The sequence below is a fragment of the Pseudomonas sp. TE3552 genome (assembly GCF_056278945.1).
On sequence record NZ_JBWBQJ010000001.1, the window covers coordinates 5,551,029 to 5,562,584 of the forward strand.

Here is an 11,556-nt window from a genome sequence, read left to right on the forward strand (position 1 = left end):
CAGGGCGGGTTTCTACCCTATTGCCGGACATTGAGAGCCAGGGAGGCCATGCTGTTTCTGATACAAGTCAAAGCGGATTTGGCTGAGCTGTTATTATCCGCCGTATCTATTCAGTACGGATTGATCCATGTCCTCTCGCGAAATCCGCATCGCCACCCGCAAAAGTGCTCTCGCCCTGTGGCAGGCAGAATACGTCAAGGCTCGTCTGGAACAGGCGCATCCGGGCTTGCTCGTGACACTGGTGCCCATGGTCAGTCGCGGCGACAAGCTGCTTGATTCGCCCCTGTCGAAAATCGGCGGCAAGGGCCTGTTCGTCAAGGAGCTGGAAACCGCGCTGCTGGAAAACCAAGCTGACATCGCCGTCCACTCCATGAAAGACGTGCCGATGGACTTCCCCGAAGGCCTCGGTCTGTTTTGCATCTGCGAGCGCGAAGACCCGCGCGATGCCTTTGTCTCCAATACCTACGCCAGCCTGGCCGAGTTGCCGCCAGGCAGCATCGTCGGCACCTCCAGCTTGCGCCGCCAGGCACAGTTGCTGACCCGCCGCCCGGACCTGGAAATCCGCTTCCTGCGCGGCAACGTCAACACTCGCCTGGCCAAACTTGATGCCGGCGAATATGACGCCATCATCCTCGCCGCGGCGGGTTTGATTCGTCTGGGCTTCGAAGACCGCATCACTTCGGCCATCAGCGTCGAAGACAGCCTGCCGGCCGGTGGCCAGGGCGCGGTCGGTATCGAGTGCCGTAGCGTCGACACTGAAATTCATGCGCTGCTGGCGCCACTGCATCATCAGGACACGGCCACTCGTGTTACTGCCGAACGTGCTCTCAACAAACATTTGAATGGCGGCTGCCAGGTGCCGATCGCTTGCTACGCCGTGCTTGAAGGTGAGCAGATCTGGTTGCGTGGGTTGGTGGGGGATCCGAGCGGCGGCCTGTTGCTCTGCGCCGAGGCCCGTGCACCACGGGCTGATGCCGAGGCATTGGGTGTGCGAGTGGCTGAAGACCTGCTGAGCCAGGGTGCCGACGCCATTCTCAAAGCAGTCTATGGCGAGGCAGGTCACGAGTGACTGGCTGGCGCCTGCTGCTGACGCGCCCTGCGGATGAGTCGGTGGCGCTTGCCGGTGTGCTGGCCGAAGCGGGGGTTTTCAGTTGCAGCTTGCCGCTTTTGGACATAGTGCCGATTCCCGCCTCTGACACAATGCGCGAGGTGATGCAGCAGCTGAATCGCTGCTGCGCGGTGATCGTGGTCAGCAAACCGGCGGCCCGGATCGCGGTCGATCTACTCAATCAGTTCTGGCCGCAACCACCGGTTCTGAAGTGGTTCAGCGTAGGCGCGGCGACGGCGCAGATTCTCAAGGATAACGGGCTGGACGTGGACTTCCCGGTCGACGGTGATGACAGCGAAGCCTTGCTTGAGCTTGCGTCGTTGCGCGAGGCTATTGCCCGGCCCGATCCACGGGTGCTGATCATGCGTGGGGAAGGCGGGCGCGAGTGGCTGGCTGAGCGTTTGCGCGAGCTTGGTGCTAGTGTCGAGTATCTGGAGTTGTATCGACGCGGCTTGCCGCAGTACTCGCCAGCGACGCTGCCTGACCGGATCGAGGCGGAACACTTGAACGGGCTGGTGGTCAGCAGTGGGCAGGGTTTTGAGCACCTGCACCGATTGGCCGGCGCTGCCTGGCCGATCATGGCGCGGTTGCCGTTGTTTGTTCCAAGCCCCAGGGTCGCCGAGCTGGCACGTGCCGCCGGGGCCCAAACAGTTGTGGATTGTCGTGGCGCCAGTGCCGCGGCTTTGCTGACGGCGTTACGGGAGTACCCCGTGCCCGTTCTCTAATGCAAAGGATGGATACGTGAGCGAAACAGCCTTGCCAAAAGATGACGTCCAGCCAGTGCCTGGTGCACCGGTTGAAGCACCGGTTGAAACTGCGCCACCTGCTGCTGAGCAGCGCCGAGGCAATGGGCTGGCAATCGTCGCGCTGCTGTTGGGCGCTGCCGGAGTTGCCGTGGGCGGTTGGGGAGTCTGGCAGGTGCGTCACCTGCAGGCCAATAACCAGCAACAGCTGAGCCAGGTACAGGCGTTGAACGATCAGGCGCAGAGCCTGAAACTCAATGAGCAGCGCCTGACTGCTCGCCTCGAACAAATGCCTGCCGCCGACGAGCTCGATGCGCGAAGTCGTTTGGTCATTCAACTTCAAGGCGATCAGCAACGCTTGAATCAACGCCTGGAAACCGTCCTCGGTGCCAGCCGCAAAGATTGGCGTTTGGCCGAGGCTGAGCATTTGCTGCGTCTGGCCAGCCTGCGTCTGTCGGCGTTGCAAGACATCAGCAGCGCCCAGGCCCTGGTGCAGGGTGCCGATGAGATTCTCCGTGAACAGAATGACCCGGGGGCGTTTGCCGCCCGCGAGCAAGTGGCCAAAACCCTGGTAGCCCTGCGCAGCACCGAACAGCCGGATCGCACCGGGTTGTTCCTGCGGCTGGGCGCCTTGCGCGATCAAGTGATCAACCTCACCGAGCTGGCGCCTGAGTACAAGGACCGCGGCGAATCCCTGCTGGGCCTGACGGCCGATGGCGACGGTGCCAGTCGCTGGGCGCAATGGTGGGATCAGATCTCGCGTTATATCCGCATCGATTTCAACGCCGACAAAAATGTCCGTCCGTTGCTGGCAGGGCAGAGCCTGAGTCAGGTGCGCCTGGCCCTGAGCCTGGCGCTGGAGCAGGCGCAGTGGGCCGCGCTCAATGGCCAGGCCGCGGTTTACACCCAGGCGCTGGCCGAGGCGCGGGACGTACTCAAGGGCAACTTCAACCCGGACAACCCTCAAAGCAAAATCATGCTGGAGCAGGTGGCCGAGTTGAGCAAACAGCCGGTCACGGTGGTCACGCCTGATCTGACGGGCACGTTGAGTGCGGTTCAGGGCTACCTTGAGCGACGCAACGTCAATGCCGAAGACTCGGTGAAACCCCTGGCCAAACCTGCCGCGAACACTGCGCAGGAGGCAACGCCATGAAACGCCTCTATGTAATCGTGTTTGTGGTCATCGCCGCTGCTGCCGCGCTGGGGCTGGCGATTGCCGAGCATTCCGGCTACGTACTGATCGCCTACAAGACCTTCCGTTATGAATCGAGTCTGTGGGCAACCCTGGCCCTGGTGGCTGTGCTGTGGCTGGTGTTCTGGGGCATCAAGGCGTTGGTCGAATTGGTGACGACTTCCGGTGGGGTGGTCAATCCATGGTCGCGGCGCAATCGCAGTCGACGGGTGCAAGTGGCGATCGAGCACGGCCAGCTGGATTTGGCCGAGGGCCGCTGGGCCAGTGCGCAGCGTCATCTGTATCGCGCCGCGGAAGCCGAGCGCCAGCCGCTGCTCTATTACCTGGGGGCTGCCCGCGCCGCGAACGAACAAGGTCACTATGAGGAAAGCGACAATCTGCTGGAACGTGCCCTGGAGCGCCAGCCCCAGGCCGAGCTGGCGATTGCCTTGAGTCATGCCCAATTGCAGACCGATCGCGGCGACACTGACGGTGCTTTGGTGACCCTGCAAGCCATGCACGAGCGTCATCCTCATAACGTCCAGACCCTGCGCCAGTTGCAACGCCTGCATCAGCAGCGGGGCGACTGGTCGGCGGTGATTCGCTTGTTGCCGGAGTTACGCAAGGACAAGGTGCTGCCACCGGCCGAATTGTCAGAACTGGAGCGCCGTGCCTGGGGTGAGAATCTTTCGTTGGCAGCGCACCGGGAAGAAGACGGAACGGTCGGTTTGCAATCGCTCAATCGCGCCTGGCAGCAACTCACCGCAGCGCAGCGCCAGGAGCCGCAGCTGGTGTTGGCTTACGCCGAACAATTGCGGCAACTGGGCGCGCAGGTCGAGGCCGAAGAGGTCCTGCGTGCGGCCCTCAAGCGCAAATACGACAGTCATCTGGCCCGTCTGTACGGGCTGGTTCGCGGCAGTGATCCGGCCAGGCAGTTGCACACCGCCGAGGGTTGGCTCAAGGATCATCCGGCCGACCCGAGCTTGTTGCTGACGTTGGGCCGTTTGTGTCTGCAAAGCAGTCTGTGGGGCAAGGCCAGGGATTACCTGGAAAGCAGCCTGCGCATGCAGCGCAACCCTGAAGCCTGCGCCGAGCTGGCGCGATTGCTGGCGCAACTGGGTGACACCGAGCGCAGCAATCAGTTGTTCCAGGAGGGCTTGGGCTTGCTGGATGAGCGCTTGCTGGCGGCACCGTTGCCAGTGCCGGCTCACGCCTGAAGCCTGCGCCGATCCCTTGTAGCAGCAGCCTTCGGCAGCTGCTACAAGGGGCGGGATCGCTTCGAATCCGCCACTGTTTCAGCGTTGTAATCCTTCGCCGGCAAAGTCCTACAGAGGACTACATCAAATCCTCTCGACGCTGTCGGGAATTCCCTACACTTCTGGTGAAGTGTCCGTGGGGGCCTGCCTTGAAAGGCTGCTGCGCTTTCCTCTACCGTAACCGCCTGTCTCTACTGTTACGGAAAAGCCATGTCTTTGGCCTGCTCACGCTCCTTGTTTTTCATGGTTTTCATCGCAGGTGCCCTGGCCTTGGGCGTTTCCTATCACCTTGAATATGTGGTCGGCCTCAAGCCTTGCGGATTGTGCCTGTTGCAACGGGTTTGCCTGGCGCTGCTCATGGGAGTCTGCCTGGTGGCTTCGGTGCAGGGGCCTGGTCGATTCGGATCGTTCCTGTATTGGTTGCTGGGTCTGCTCTGCAGTCTGGCGGGTACCGTCACGGCGTGGCGGCAGGTGGTGTTGCAGAGCGATCCGGTGCATCAGCTATCGGCTTGCTCGCCCAATCTGGCCGATCTGTTCGCCAGTACGCCCTGGTTGTGTGTCGTGCAGCGGATGTTCAAGGGAACCGCCGATTGCGCGGAGATTTCCTGGACGCTGTTCGACCTGAGCATCCCAGAGTGGAGCCTGCTGTTCTTCGTGGCGATGATGATCCTGGGCGGGTATCAGTTGCTGCGCCTCGTCTGGATCGCGTGTCAGCGACCGCTCAGCGGCGAGTCGTCGCACCGGGTGCTGGGGGGTGATTAAACACTTGTATGAACTTTATCTCCTGCGTACCTTGAAGCCATAGGCGCGCGGGCATAATCTGGCCCGCACGTGTCATTGGAATTATGTTGCTCGTTGCTGTTCTGCCTGACCAATGCGCCGAATCTTGTGGCAGGTGTAGAACGGCATGACCCATTAGGGAAGAGAGATCGCCATGTTAGATAGTTGTCAGAATGCTCAGGAACGCTGGGGTGGGGTTCATAAGCTCATTGACCGCTGGCTACAAGAGCGTGAAGAGTTGGTAAAGGCGTTTCACGACTTGCGAAATGCCAAACCGGCTTTCGCCGACAAGTCCTTGAACGGTCGGTTCTGCGAAATTCTTGTTGATTACGTTTCTGCCTGGCACTTCGAAGTGAGTGAGCATCTGGTCAATGAGGCCAAGGCCTTTGGCGACGATGGCGGCCTTGAACTGGCGGAGCAGATCAACCCGCGTATCGACGTGAGCACCGAGATGGCGCTGTCGTTCAATGATCATTGCCACAAGGGTGACTGCAACGACACCGAGCGTTTTGCCGAAGCGCTGGAAAAGCTGGGCAGCCAACTGCGTGAACGCTTCGAACTGGAAGATTGCCTGATCGAAGTGCTGCACACCGCTCACAAGGAAGAGAGTTCGGTTCAGGCCTGAACCCTTCCCGCAAGACCCCTCTCAAGAAACCCAAAAACGGTGCGCTATGCGCGCCGTTTTTCGTATCCGGCTTTCAGCTTGTAGCACCGCGCAATTCGACTTCGAATACCAGCGGCGTGAATGGCGCGATCACATCGCCGGCACCGTCGGCGCCGTAGGCTTGGGCCGATGGAATCACCAGGCGCCATTTCGCGCCGACCGGCATGTTTTGCAACGCACTGCGCCAGCCCGTGATCACGCTATCCAGGCTGAACCACTGCGGCTGGCTGTTCTGGTCGAACACTGTGCCGTCCGGCAAGCGTCCGATATACAGCACCTGCACTTTGCCGTTCGGACCCGCCTTGGCGCCGTTGCCCGGAGCCAGCTCCGTCAGCAATATTCCATCCGCCAATTCGCGAACACCGGGTTTGGCTTTTTCCTCGGCTAGAAAACGTCGCTCGTTTTCCAAAGCCAATTCGCTTTGCGGCACGGGCGGTTGCATGGCAACCCGAGCTTCATGCTCGGCCAGAATCTGTTCGATCTGCTCCTCTTTCAGTGCCAGCGGCTTGCCTTGATAGGCTTGCTGCAAACCTTCGAGCAGTGCCTGAAGTTGCAGATCCGGAACCTCCTGGCGCAATCGTTCACCAAGGCTTGCACCCAAGCTGTAAGCGAGATCGTGAGCGTCATTTGCGGTGGTTTTTTCGGCGGCCTGGGCCATGGAAAAAAACACGCACAGCGATAAAAAAAGGTAGCGCGACATGGGCACTCTCCGACCTGGGATGCGCAGGATTATGCCAGTGTGAATGCGCTCGAAGGTGAACTGGTTTTGCGCCAGCGCGGAACATTTTTACTTCGTTGCAACGCAGCGCTTTCGATAGTGTCAACATGCCCTAGCGGCGGTTGCAGCAGAGGTCTAGTATGAGCCGCATTCACGTCAGCCAGGAGGTAAACCATGTCGGCCACCAAGAAGCCAGTAAATACTCCGTTGCACTTACTCCAACAACTCTCGGGCAGCCTGCTCGAGCATTTGGAAAACGCTTGTTCCCAAGCCTTGGCTGATGCTGAAAAACTGCTCGCCAAACTGGAGAAGCAGCGCGGAAAAGCACAGGAAAAGTTGCACAAATCCCGGACCAAATTGCAGGACGCTGCGGCGGCCGGCAAAGCCAAGGCTCAAGCCAAGGCCAAAGAGGCGGTCAAAGAACTTGAAGGCCTGCTCGACGCCCTCAAGGATCGTCAGTCCGAAACGCGCAGCTACATCCTGCAACTCAAACGCGACGCCCAAGAAAGCCTGAAACTGGCCCAGGGTGTCGGTCGTGTCCAAGAGGCTGTCGGCAAGGCGTTGTCCCTGCGTTCGGCCAAGCCAGCCGCGGCCCCTGCGAAGAAAGCCGCTGCCAAACCGGCTGCAGCAAAAGCACCGGCCAAGCCTGCCGCCAAACCGGCTGCTGCAAAAGCACCGGTGAAAGCCGCAGCAAAACCTGCCGCTAAACCTGCGGCAAAAAAACCAATCGCTGCTAGCGCTGCAAAACCGGCTGCTAAAACAGCCGCTGCCAAACCTGCCGCCAAGCCAGCCGCTGCCAAAACAGCGGCCGCTAAACCGGCTGCAAGAACCGCTGCTGCTAAACCGGCGGTGGCGAAAACTGCAGCGGCTAAACCAGCTGCCAAACCGGCTGCAAAACCAGCGGCTAAAACTGCCGCTGCGAAATCTGCTGCCAAGCCTGCCGCGAAATCAGTCGCGACTAAAACTGCTGCCAAGCCAGCTGCAAAAGCTGCAGCCAAACCGGCTGCCAAAACTGCTGCTGCAAAACCTGCCGCAGCGAAACCAGCAGCCAAACCTGCCGCTGCCAAACCGGCTGCAAAACCAGCCGCCAAGCCAGCTGTAAAACCAGCCGTGAAAAAACCGGTTGCCGCCAAGCCGCCCGCCGCGCCAGTTGCCAAGCCGGCCGCCGCGCCAGTTGCCAAGCCAGCCAACCCGGCAGCGACGTCTGCTTTAGCAGCAGCCACCTCGACAGCCACGCCAGCGCCAACGCCGGCCGCCGCATCGATCGCAGCAACCACCCCAACCAGCGCTTCCTAAGTGCCGGTTACCGCGACGCGCAGCTGATGCAGCGCGTCGCGGTTCAGGTTGGCGGCGCCCGCCGCCACACCTTCGAGCCAGGCCGTTCGTTCGGTCTCCTCACACTGCGGCCAACTCTGTGCCAAACGCTCCAGTCGCAGCAACAAATGCCTTTCGGCTTCCATCTCCAGTGACTTTACTTGTTCGCGCAAATCATTCAGCCCGGCATCCTCGCTAGCGGCGGCTTTCCATTGCAGGCGCAAGGCGCGCAACGGTTGCACGACATCCGCGTCCCAAGGCCCGGCTACATCGCGTAGCAGCTGCAAGCGTTGTTCGTTGCAGGTAACTCCACGTTCTTCCAGCCACAACCCGCACAGCAGCAGGCACACATTCACGCCTGCCGACTGCAATTGCAGGCACGCACGTTCTACCCCGCGACGGGAGTAGGTGATAACGGAAAAGCTCCACAGGTCAGAGGACATAGTGCTACTCGCGCCAGTTGCGAGCGAAGCTGGTAGACTCCGCCGCCATTATGATTCGACTTCAGAACCTGACTTTACAGCGTGGCCCGCAACGTCTGCTAGAAGACGCCGAGCTGACCCTGCACGCCGGCCACAAAGCCGGCCTCATCGGTGCCAACGGCGCCGGCAAATCGAGCCTGTTCGCCTTGCTTCGGGGTGAACTGCACCCGGACTCGGGTGACTGCTTCCTGCCGGCCGACTGGCGCATCGCCCACATGCGCCAGGAGGTCGACACGCTCGAACGCCTGGCGGTCGACTACGTGCTCGATGGCGACCTGCGCCTGCGCCAGGTACAACATGACCTGGCGGCAGCCGAAGCGGCCCATGACGGTGCCGCTCAGGCCCGCCTGCACTCGGAACTCGATAGCGCCGACGGTTACACCGCCGATGCCCGAGCCCGCAAGTTGCTGGCAGGGCTTGGGTTCACCAATGAGCAGATGGACCGCCAGGTAGGAGATTTCTCCGGTGGCTGGAGGATGCGTCTGAATCTGGCGCAGGCATTGATGTGCCCCTCGGACCTGTTGCTGCTCGATGAGCCGACCAACCACTTGGACCTCGACGCCATCATCTGGCTCGAAGAGTGGCTTAAAAGCTACCCCGGCACCTTGTTGCTGATTTCCCACGACCGGGACTTCCTCGATGCCGTGGTCGATCACGTCGCCCATGTCGATCAACGCAAGATCACCCTCTATCGCGGTGGTTATACAGCGTTTGAACGGGCTCGCGCCGAACGTCTGGCCCAGCAACAGCAGGCCTACGAGAAGCAGCAGGCGCAACGTGCGCACATGGAAAGCTACATTGCCCGCTTCAAGGCCCAGGCCACCAAGGCCCGTCAGGCCCAGAGCCGGATCAAGGCGCTGGAGCGGATGGAAGAGCTGTCTGCCGCCCACGTCGATTCGCCGTTCGACTTCGTCTTCCGCGAGTCGCAGAAAATCTCCAGTCCGCTGATCGACTTGTCGGATGCGCGCCTGGGTTACGGTGAAAAAACCGTGCTGGAGAAGGTCAAGCTGCAACTGACTCCCGGCGCGCGGATCGGTTTGCTCGGCCCCAACGGTGCCGGTAAATCGACCCTGATCAAAAACCTCTCCGGTGAGCTCGAGCCGTTGGCTGGTCGACTGACCCGGGGCGAGAACACCGTGGTCGGCTACTTCGCCCAGCATCAACTGGACTCCCTCGATTCCAAGGCCAGCCCCTTGCTGCACTTGCAGCGCCTGGCGCCGACCGAGCGCGAGCAGACCCTGCGCGACTTCCTTGGCGGTTTTGACTTCCGGGGTGCGCGTATCGATGAGCCGGTGCTGAATTTTTCCGGCGGCGAAAAAGCACGACTGGCCCTGGCATTGATCGCCTGGGGCCGGCCGAACCTGTTGCTGCTCGACGAACCGACCAACCACTTGGACCTGGAAATGCGCCTGGCGCTGACCATGGCCTTGCAGGAATTCAGTGGCGCGGTACTGGTGGTCTCCCACGATCGCCATTTGCTCAAAAGCACCACTGACAATTTCTATCTTGTGGCAGACGGTAAGGTCGAGGAGTTCGACGGCGACCTGGAAGACTACACCCGTTGGTTGGTGGAATACCGCCAGCGCAACGCGCCGGTCAATAACACTCCGGTCAATCCGGACAAGACTGACAAAAAAGCCCAGCGTCAGGCCGCCGCCGCGTTGCGTCAGCAACTGGCGCCGCACAAGCGCGAGGCCGACAAGCTCGAAGCCGAACTGGGCAAGCTGCACGAAAAACTGGCGAAGATCGATGCCAGCCTTGGCGACAGCGATATTTACGAGCCGGCGCGCAAGAATGACTTGCGCGATCTGTTGGCTGAGCAAGCCAGGCTCAAGGTGCGCGAAGCCGAGCTGGAAGAGGCATGGATGGAAGCACTTGAGCTGCTCGAAAGCATGCAGGCGGAGCTGGAGGCGCTGTCCTGATGGACGCTTTCAAGCTGCCGTTGCCAGCGATGTGGGTCGATCCGATCTGGCTGGTCGTGCAAATTCTGCTGATCCTGCTGGCCGGCTATATCGCCCAGCGCGTCGTTGCTAAATGCCTGACCCGATTGGGCGAACGCTACCCGTTTCCGCCGCAGTTTTTGATGCCGCTGCGTGGTGGCTTGCGCTGGCTGATCATGGGCAGCGCGCTGATCTTCGTGCTGGAGCGCCTTGGGGTGTCGGCAACGGTGCTCTGGACCGCGCTGTCCGGGTTCGTTGCGGTGGCCGCTGTGGCGTTTTTCGCCATGTGGAGCGTGCTGTCCAACCTGCTGTGCGCAATCCTGATTTTCACCGTTGGCCCGTTTCGCATCGGCGATGTGGTCGAGTTGGTGGATACCACCGACAAGCCCGGCGTCAAAGGCCGGGTCGTGGCGATCAATCTGCTCTACACCACGCTGATCGAAGCCGAAGAACTCGGTACCGGCAGCGCCATGGTGCAAGTGCCCAACAGCCTGTTCTTCCAGCGCTCGGTTCGACGCTGGCGTGGTACTGATGTATTCCCTTCGAACGGGTTCGAAAAATAGGCTCGATAGGGCCCTGCCTCCATATACGCTGGTCGGCAGTCGCTCTGTCCCGCAAAAAATCGGTAGTCATCGGCCCAAAGGCGCATTAGCTTAGACGTTTGTCACGAGTCTGAGTCGAGGTGTGCGATGCTGTTTCAAACATGGCTGGCGTTTTTTGCCGCCTGCTGGGTGATCAGTCTTTCCCCCGGTGCCGGCGCTATTGCGTCGATGTCCAGCGGTTTGCGCTACGGTTTCTGGCGCGGTTACTGGAACGCCCTGGGCCTGCAACTGGGCCTGGCGTTGCAGATTGCGATTGTCGCCGCCGGTGTCGGTGCGATCCTCGCGGCCTCCGCCACCGCTTTCTATGCGATCAAATGGTTCGGCGTAGCCTATCTGGTTTACCTCGCGGTCAAGCAATGGCGCGCGCTGCCCAATGACATGAGCGACGATGCTGCCATACGGCAGATCGGCAAGCCGCTGGCGCTGATGTTTCGCGGCTTTCTGGTGAACGTCAGCAACCCCAAGGCCTTGGTATTCATGCTTGCGGTGCTGCCGCAATTCATCGACCCCCACGCGCCGCTGGTGGCCCAGTACCTGATCCTTGGCGTGACCATGATCTGTGTCGACCTGATCGTCATGGCCGGCTACACCGGGCTGGCGGCCAGGGTCCTGCGTTTGTTGCGCACCCCCAAGCAGCAGAAACGCATGAATCGTACCTTCGCCGGGCTGTTCATTGGCGCGGCAGCGTTCATGGCGACCCTGCGCAAAGCGGCGGTGTAAAACCTTCAGGTACAAAAAAGGCGACCTCTTCAGGTCGCCTTTTTCATTTGTGGCGAGG

General features: G+C 60.8%; 12 protein-coding genes. 10 read left to right on the forward strand and 2 right to left on the reverse strand.

Annotated features, from left to right (window positions below):
- Positions 1–127 precede the first annotated feature (127 nt).
- From hemC to rsd, 6 genes are all read left to right on the forward strand, one after another.
- Positions 128–1,069 (forward strand): hydroxymethylbilane synthase, encoded by a 942-nt coding sequence (gene hemC, locus ACZ9BB_RS25075; RefSeq protein ID WP_476217168.1) that lies wholly within the window; start codon positions 128–130, stop codon positions 1,067–1,069.
- Positions 1,066–1,833 carry a uroporphyrinogen-III synthase gene (locus tag ACZ9BB_RS25080; RefSeq protein WP_476217170.1) on the forward strand — a complete coding sequence of 256 codons (768 nt, stop codon included), beginning with the start codon at positions 1,066–1,068 and terminating at the stop codon, positions 1,831–1,833. Before hemC ends, ACZ9BB_RS25080 begins: the two co-directional genes overlap by 4 nt.
- A gap of 16 nt (positions 1,834–1,849) precedes the next feature.
- Positions 1,850–3,004, forward strand: coding sequence for a uroporphyrinogen-III C-methyltransferase (locus ACZ9BB_RS25085; RefSeq protein ID WP_476217172.1), 1,155 nt, complete (start codon positions 1,850–1,852; stop codon positions 3,002–3,004).
- Positions 3,001–4,239 (forward strand): heme biosynthesis HemY N-terminal domain-containing protein, encoded by a 1,239-nt coding sequence (locus ACZ9BB_RS25090; protein ID WP_476217174.1) that lies wholly within the window; start codon positions 3,001–3,003, stop codon positions 4,237–4,239. Before ACZ9BB_RS25085 ends, ACZ9BB_RS25090 begins: the two co-directional genes overlap by 4 nt.
- Positions 4,240–4,488: 249 nt before the next feature.
- Positions 4,489–5,040: a disulfide bond formation protein B gene (locus ACZ9BB_RS25095; RefSeq protein WP_476217176.1), complete on the forward strand. Its 552-nt coding sequence runs from the start codon at positions 4,489–4,491 to the stop codon at positions 5,038–5,040.
- Positions 5,041–5,212: 172 nt separating this feature from the next.
- Entirely contained in the window at positions 5,213–5,683 is a 471-nt protein-coding gene (rsd, locus tag ACZ9BB_RS25100; protein ID WP_253417656.1) for a sigma D regulator, read from the forward strand.
- Positions 5,684–5,756: 73 nt separating this feature from the next.
- Here rsd and ACZ9BB_RS25105 read toward each other — a convergent pair whose 3' ends face one another.
- Positions 5,757–6,422: an FKBP-type peptidyl-prolyl cis-trans isomerase gene (locus ACZ9BB_RS25105; protein WP_476217179.1), complete on the reverse strand. Its 666-nt coding sequence runs from the start codon at positions 6,420–6,422 to the stop codon at positions 5,757–5,759.
- 192 nt (positions 6,423–6,614) lie between these two features.
- On the opposite strand from ACZ9BB_RS25105, the gene ACZ9BB_RS25110 reads away from it, so the two are divergent.
- On the forward strand, positions 6,615–7,736 hold the full coding sequence (locus ACZ9BB_RS25110; RefSeq protein ID WP_476217180.1) for an AlgP family protein: 1,122 nt from the start codon (positions 6,615–6,617) through the stop codon (positions 7,734–7,736).
- Here ACZ9BB_RS25110 and ACZ9BB_RS25115 read toward each other — a convergent pair.
- Complete coding sequence (locus ACZ9BB_RS25115) at positions 7,733–8,197, reverse strand: TIGR02444 family protein (protein WP_476217181.1); 465 nt, start codon at positions 8,195–8,197, stop codon at positions 7,733–7,735. The two genes, ACZ9BB_RS25110 and ACZ9BB_RS25115, sit on opposite strands and share 4 nt — an antisense overlap.
- Before the next feature lie 50 nt (positions 8,198–8,247).
- Here ACZ9BB_RS25115 and ACZ9BB_RS25120 point away from each other — a divergent pair, with 50 nt between their 5' ends.
- From ACZ9BB_RS25120 to ACZ9BB_RS25130, 3 genes are all read left to right on the forward strand, one after another.
- Positions 8,248–10,158 (forward strand): ATP-binding cassette domain-containing protein, encoded by a 1,911-nt coding sequence (locus tag ACZ9BB_RS25120; RefSeq protein WP_476217183.1) that lies wholly within the window; start codon positions 8,248–8,250, stop codon positions 10,156–10,158.
- On the forward strand, positions 10,158–10,739 hold the full coding sequence (locus tag ACZ9BB_RS25125) for a mechanosensitive ion channel domain-containing protein (RefSeq protein ID WP_476217185.1): 582 nt from the start codon (positions 10,158–10,160) through the stop codon (positions 10,737–10,739). The genes ACZ9BB_RS25120 and ACZ9BB_RS25125 overlap by 1 nt, the downstream gene beginning before the upstream one ends.
- 126 nt (positions 10,740–10,865) lie before the next feature.
- Positions 10,866–11,498, forward strand: a complete 633-nt coding sequence (locus ACZ9BB_RS25130; RefSeq protein ID WP_476217187.1) for a LysE family transporter — start codon at positions 10,866–10,868, stop codon at positions 11,496–11,498.
- Positions 11,499–11,556 lie beyond the last annotated feature (58 nt).

What these genes read in the sequence shown, in the direction of transcription:
- hemC (WP_476217168.1), top strand. Translation starts at nt 128, where the DNA reads ATGTCCTCTCGCGAAATCCGCATCGCCACCCGCAAAAGTGCTCTCGCC.
- ACZ9BB_RS25090 (WP_476217174.1), top strand. Translation starts at nt 3,001, where the DNA reads ATGAAACGCCTCTATGTAATCGTGTTTGTGGTCATCGCCGCTGCTGCC.
- ACZ9BB_RS25095 (WP_476217176.1), top strand. Translation starts at nt 4,489, where the DNA reads ATGTCTTTGGCCTGCTCACGCTCCTTGTTTTTCATGGTTTTCATCGCA.
- rsd (WP_253417656.1), top strand. Translation starts at nt 5,213, where the DNA reads ATGTTAGATAGTTGTCAGAATGCTCAGGAACGCTGGGGTGGGGTTCAT.
- ACZ9BB_RS25105 (WP_476217179.1), bottom strand. Translation starts at nt 6,422, where the DNA reads ATGTCGCGCTACCTTTTTTTATCGCTGTGCGTGTTTTTTTCCATGGCC.
- ACZ9BB_RS25110 (WP_476217180.1), top strand. Translation starts at nt 6,615, where the DNA reads ATGTCGGCCACCAAGAAGCCAGTAAATACTCCGTTGCACTTACTCCAA.
- ACZ9BB_RS25115 (WP_476217181.1), bottom strand. Translation starts at nt 8,197, where the DNA reads ATGTCCTCTGACCTGTGGAGCTTTTCCGTTATCACCTACTCCCGTCGC.
- ACZ9BB_RS25120 (WP_476217183.1), top strand. Translation starts at nt 8,248, where the DNA reads ATGATTCGACTTCAGAACCTGACTTTACAGCGTGGCCCGCAACGTCTG.
- ACZ9BB_RS25125 (WP_476217185.1), top strand. Translation starts at nt 10,158, where the DNA reads ATGGACGCTTTCAAGCTGCCGTTGCCAGCGATGTGGGTCGATCCGATC.
- ACZ9BB_RS25130 (WP_476217187.1), top strand. Translation starts at nt 10,866, where the DNA reads ATGCTGTTTCAAACATGGCTGGCGTTTTTTGCCGCCTGCTGGGTGATC.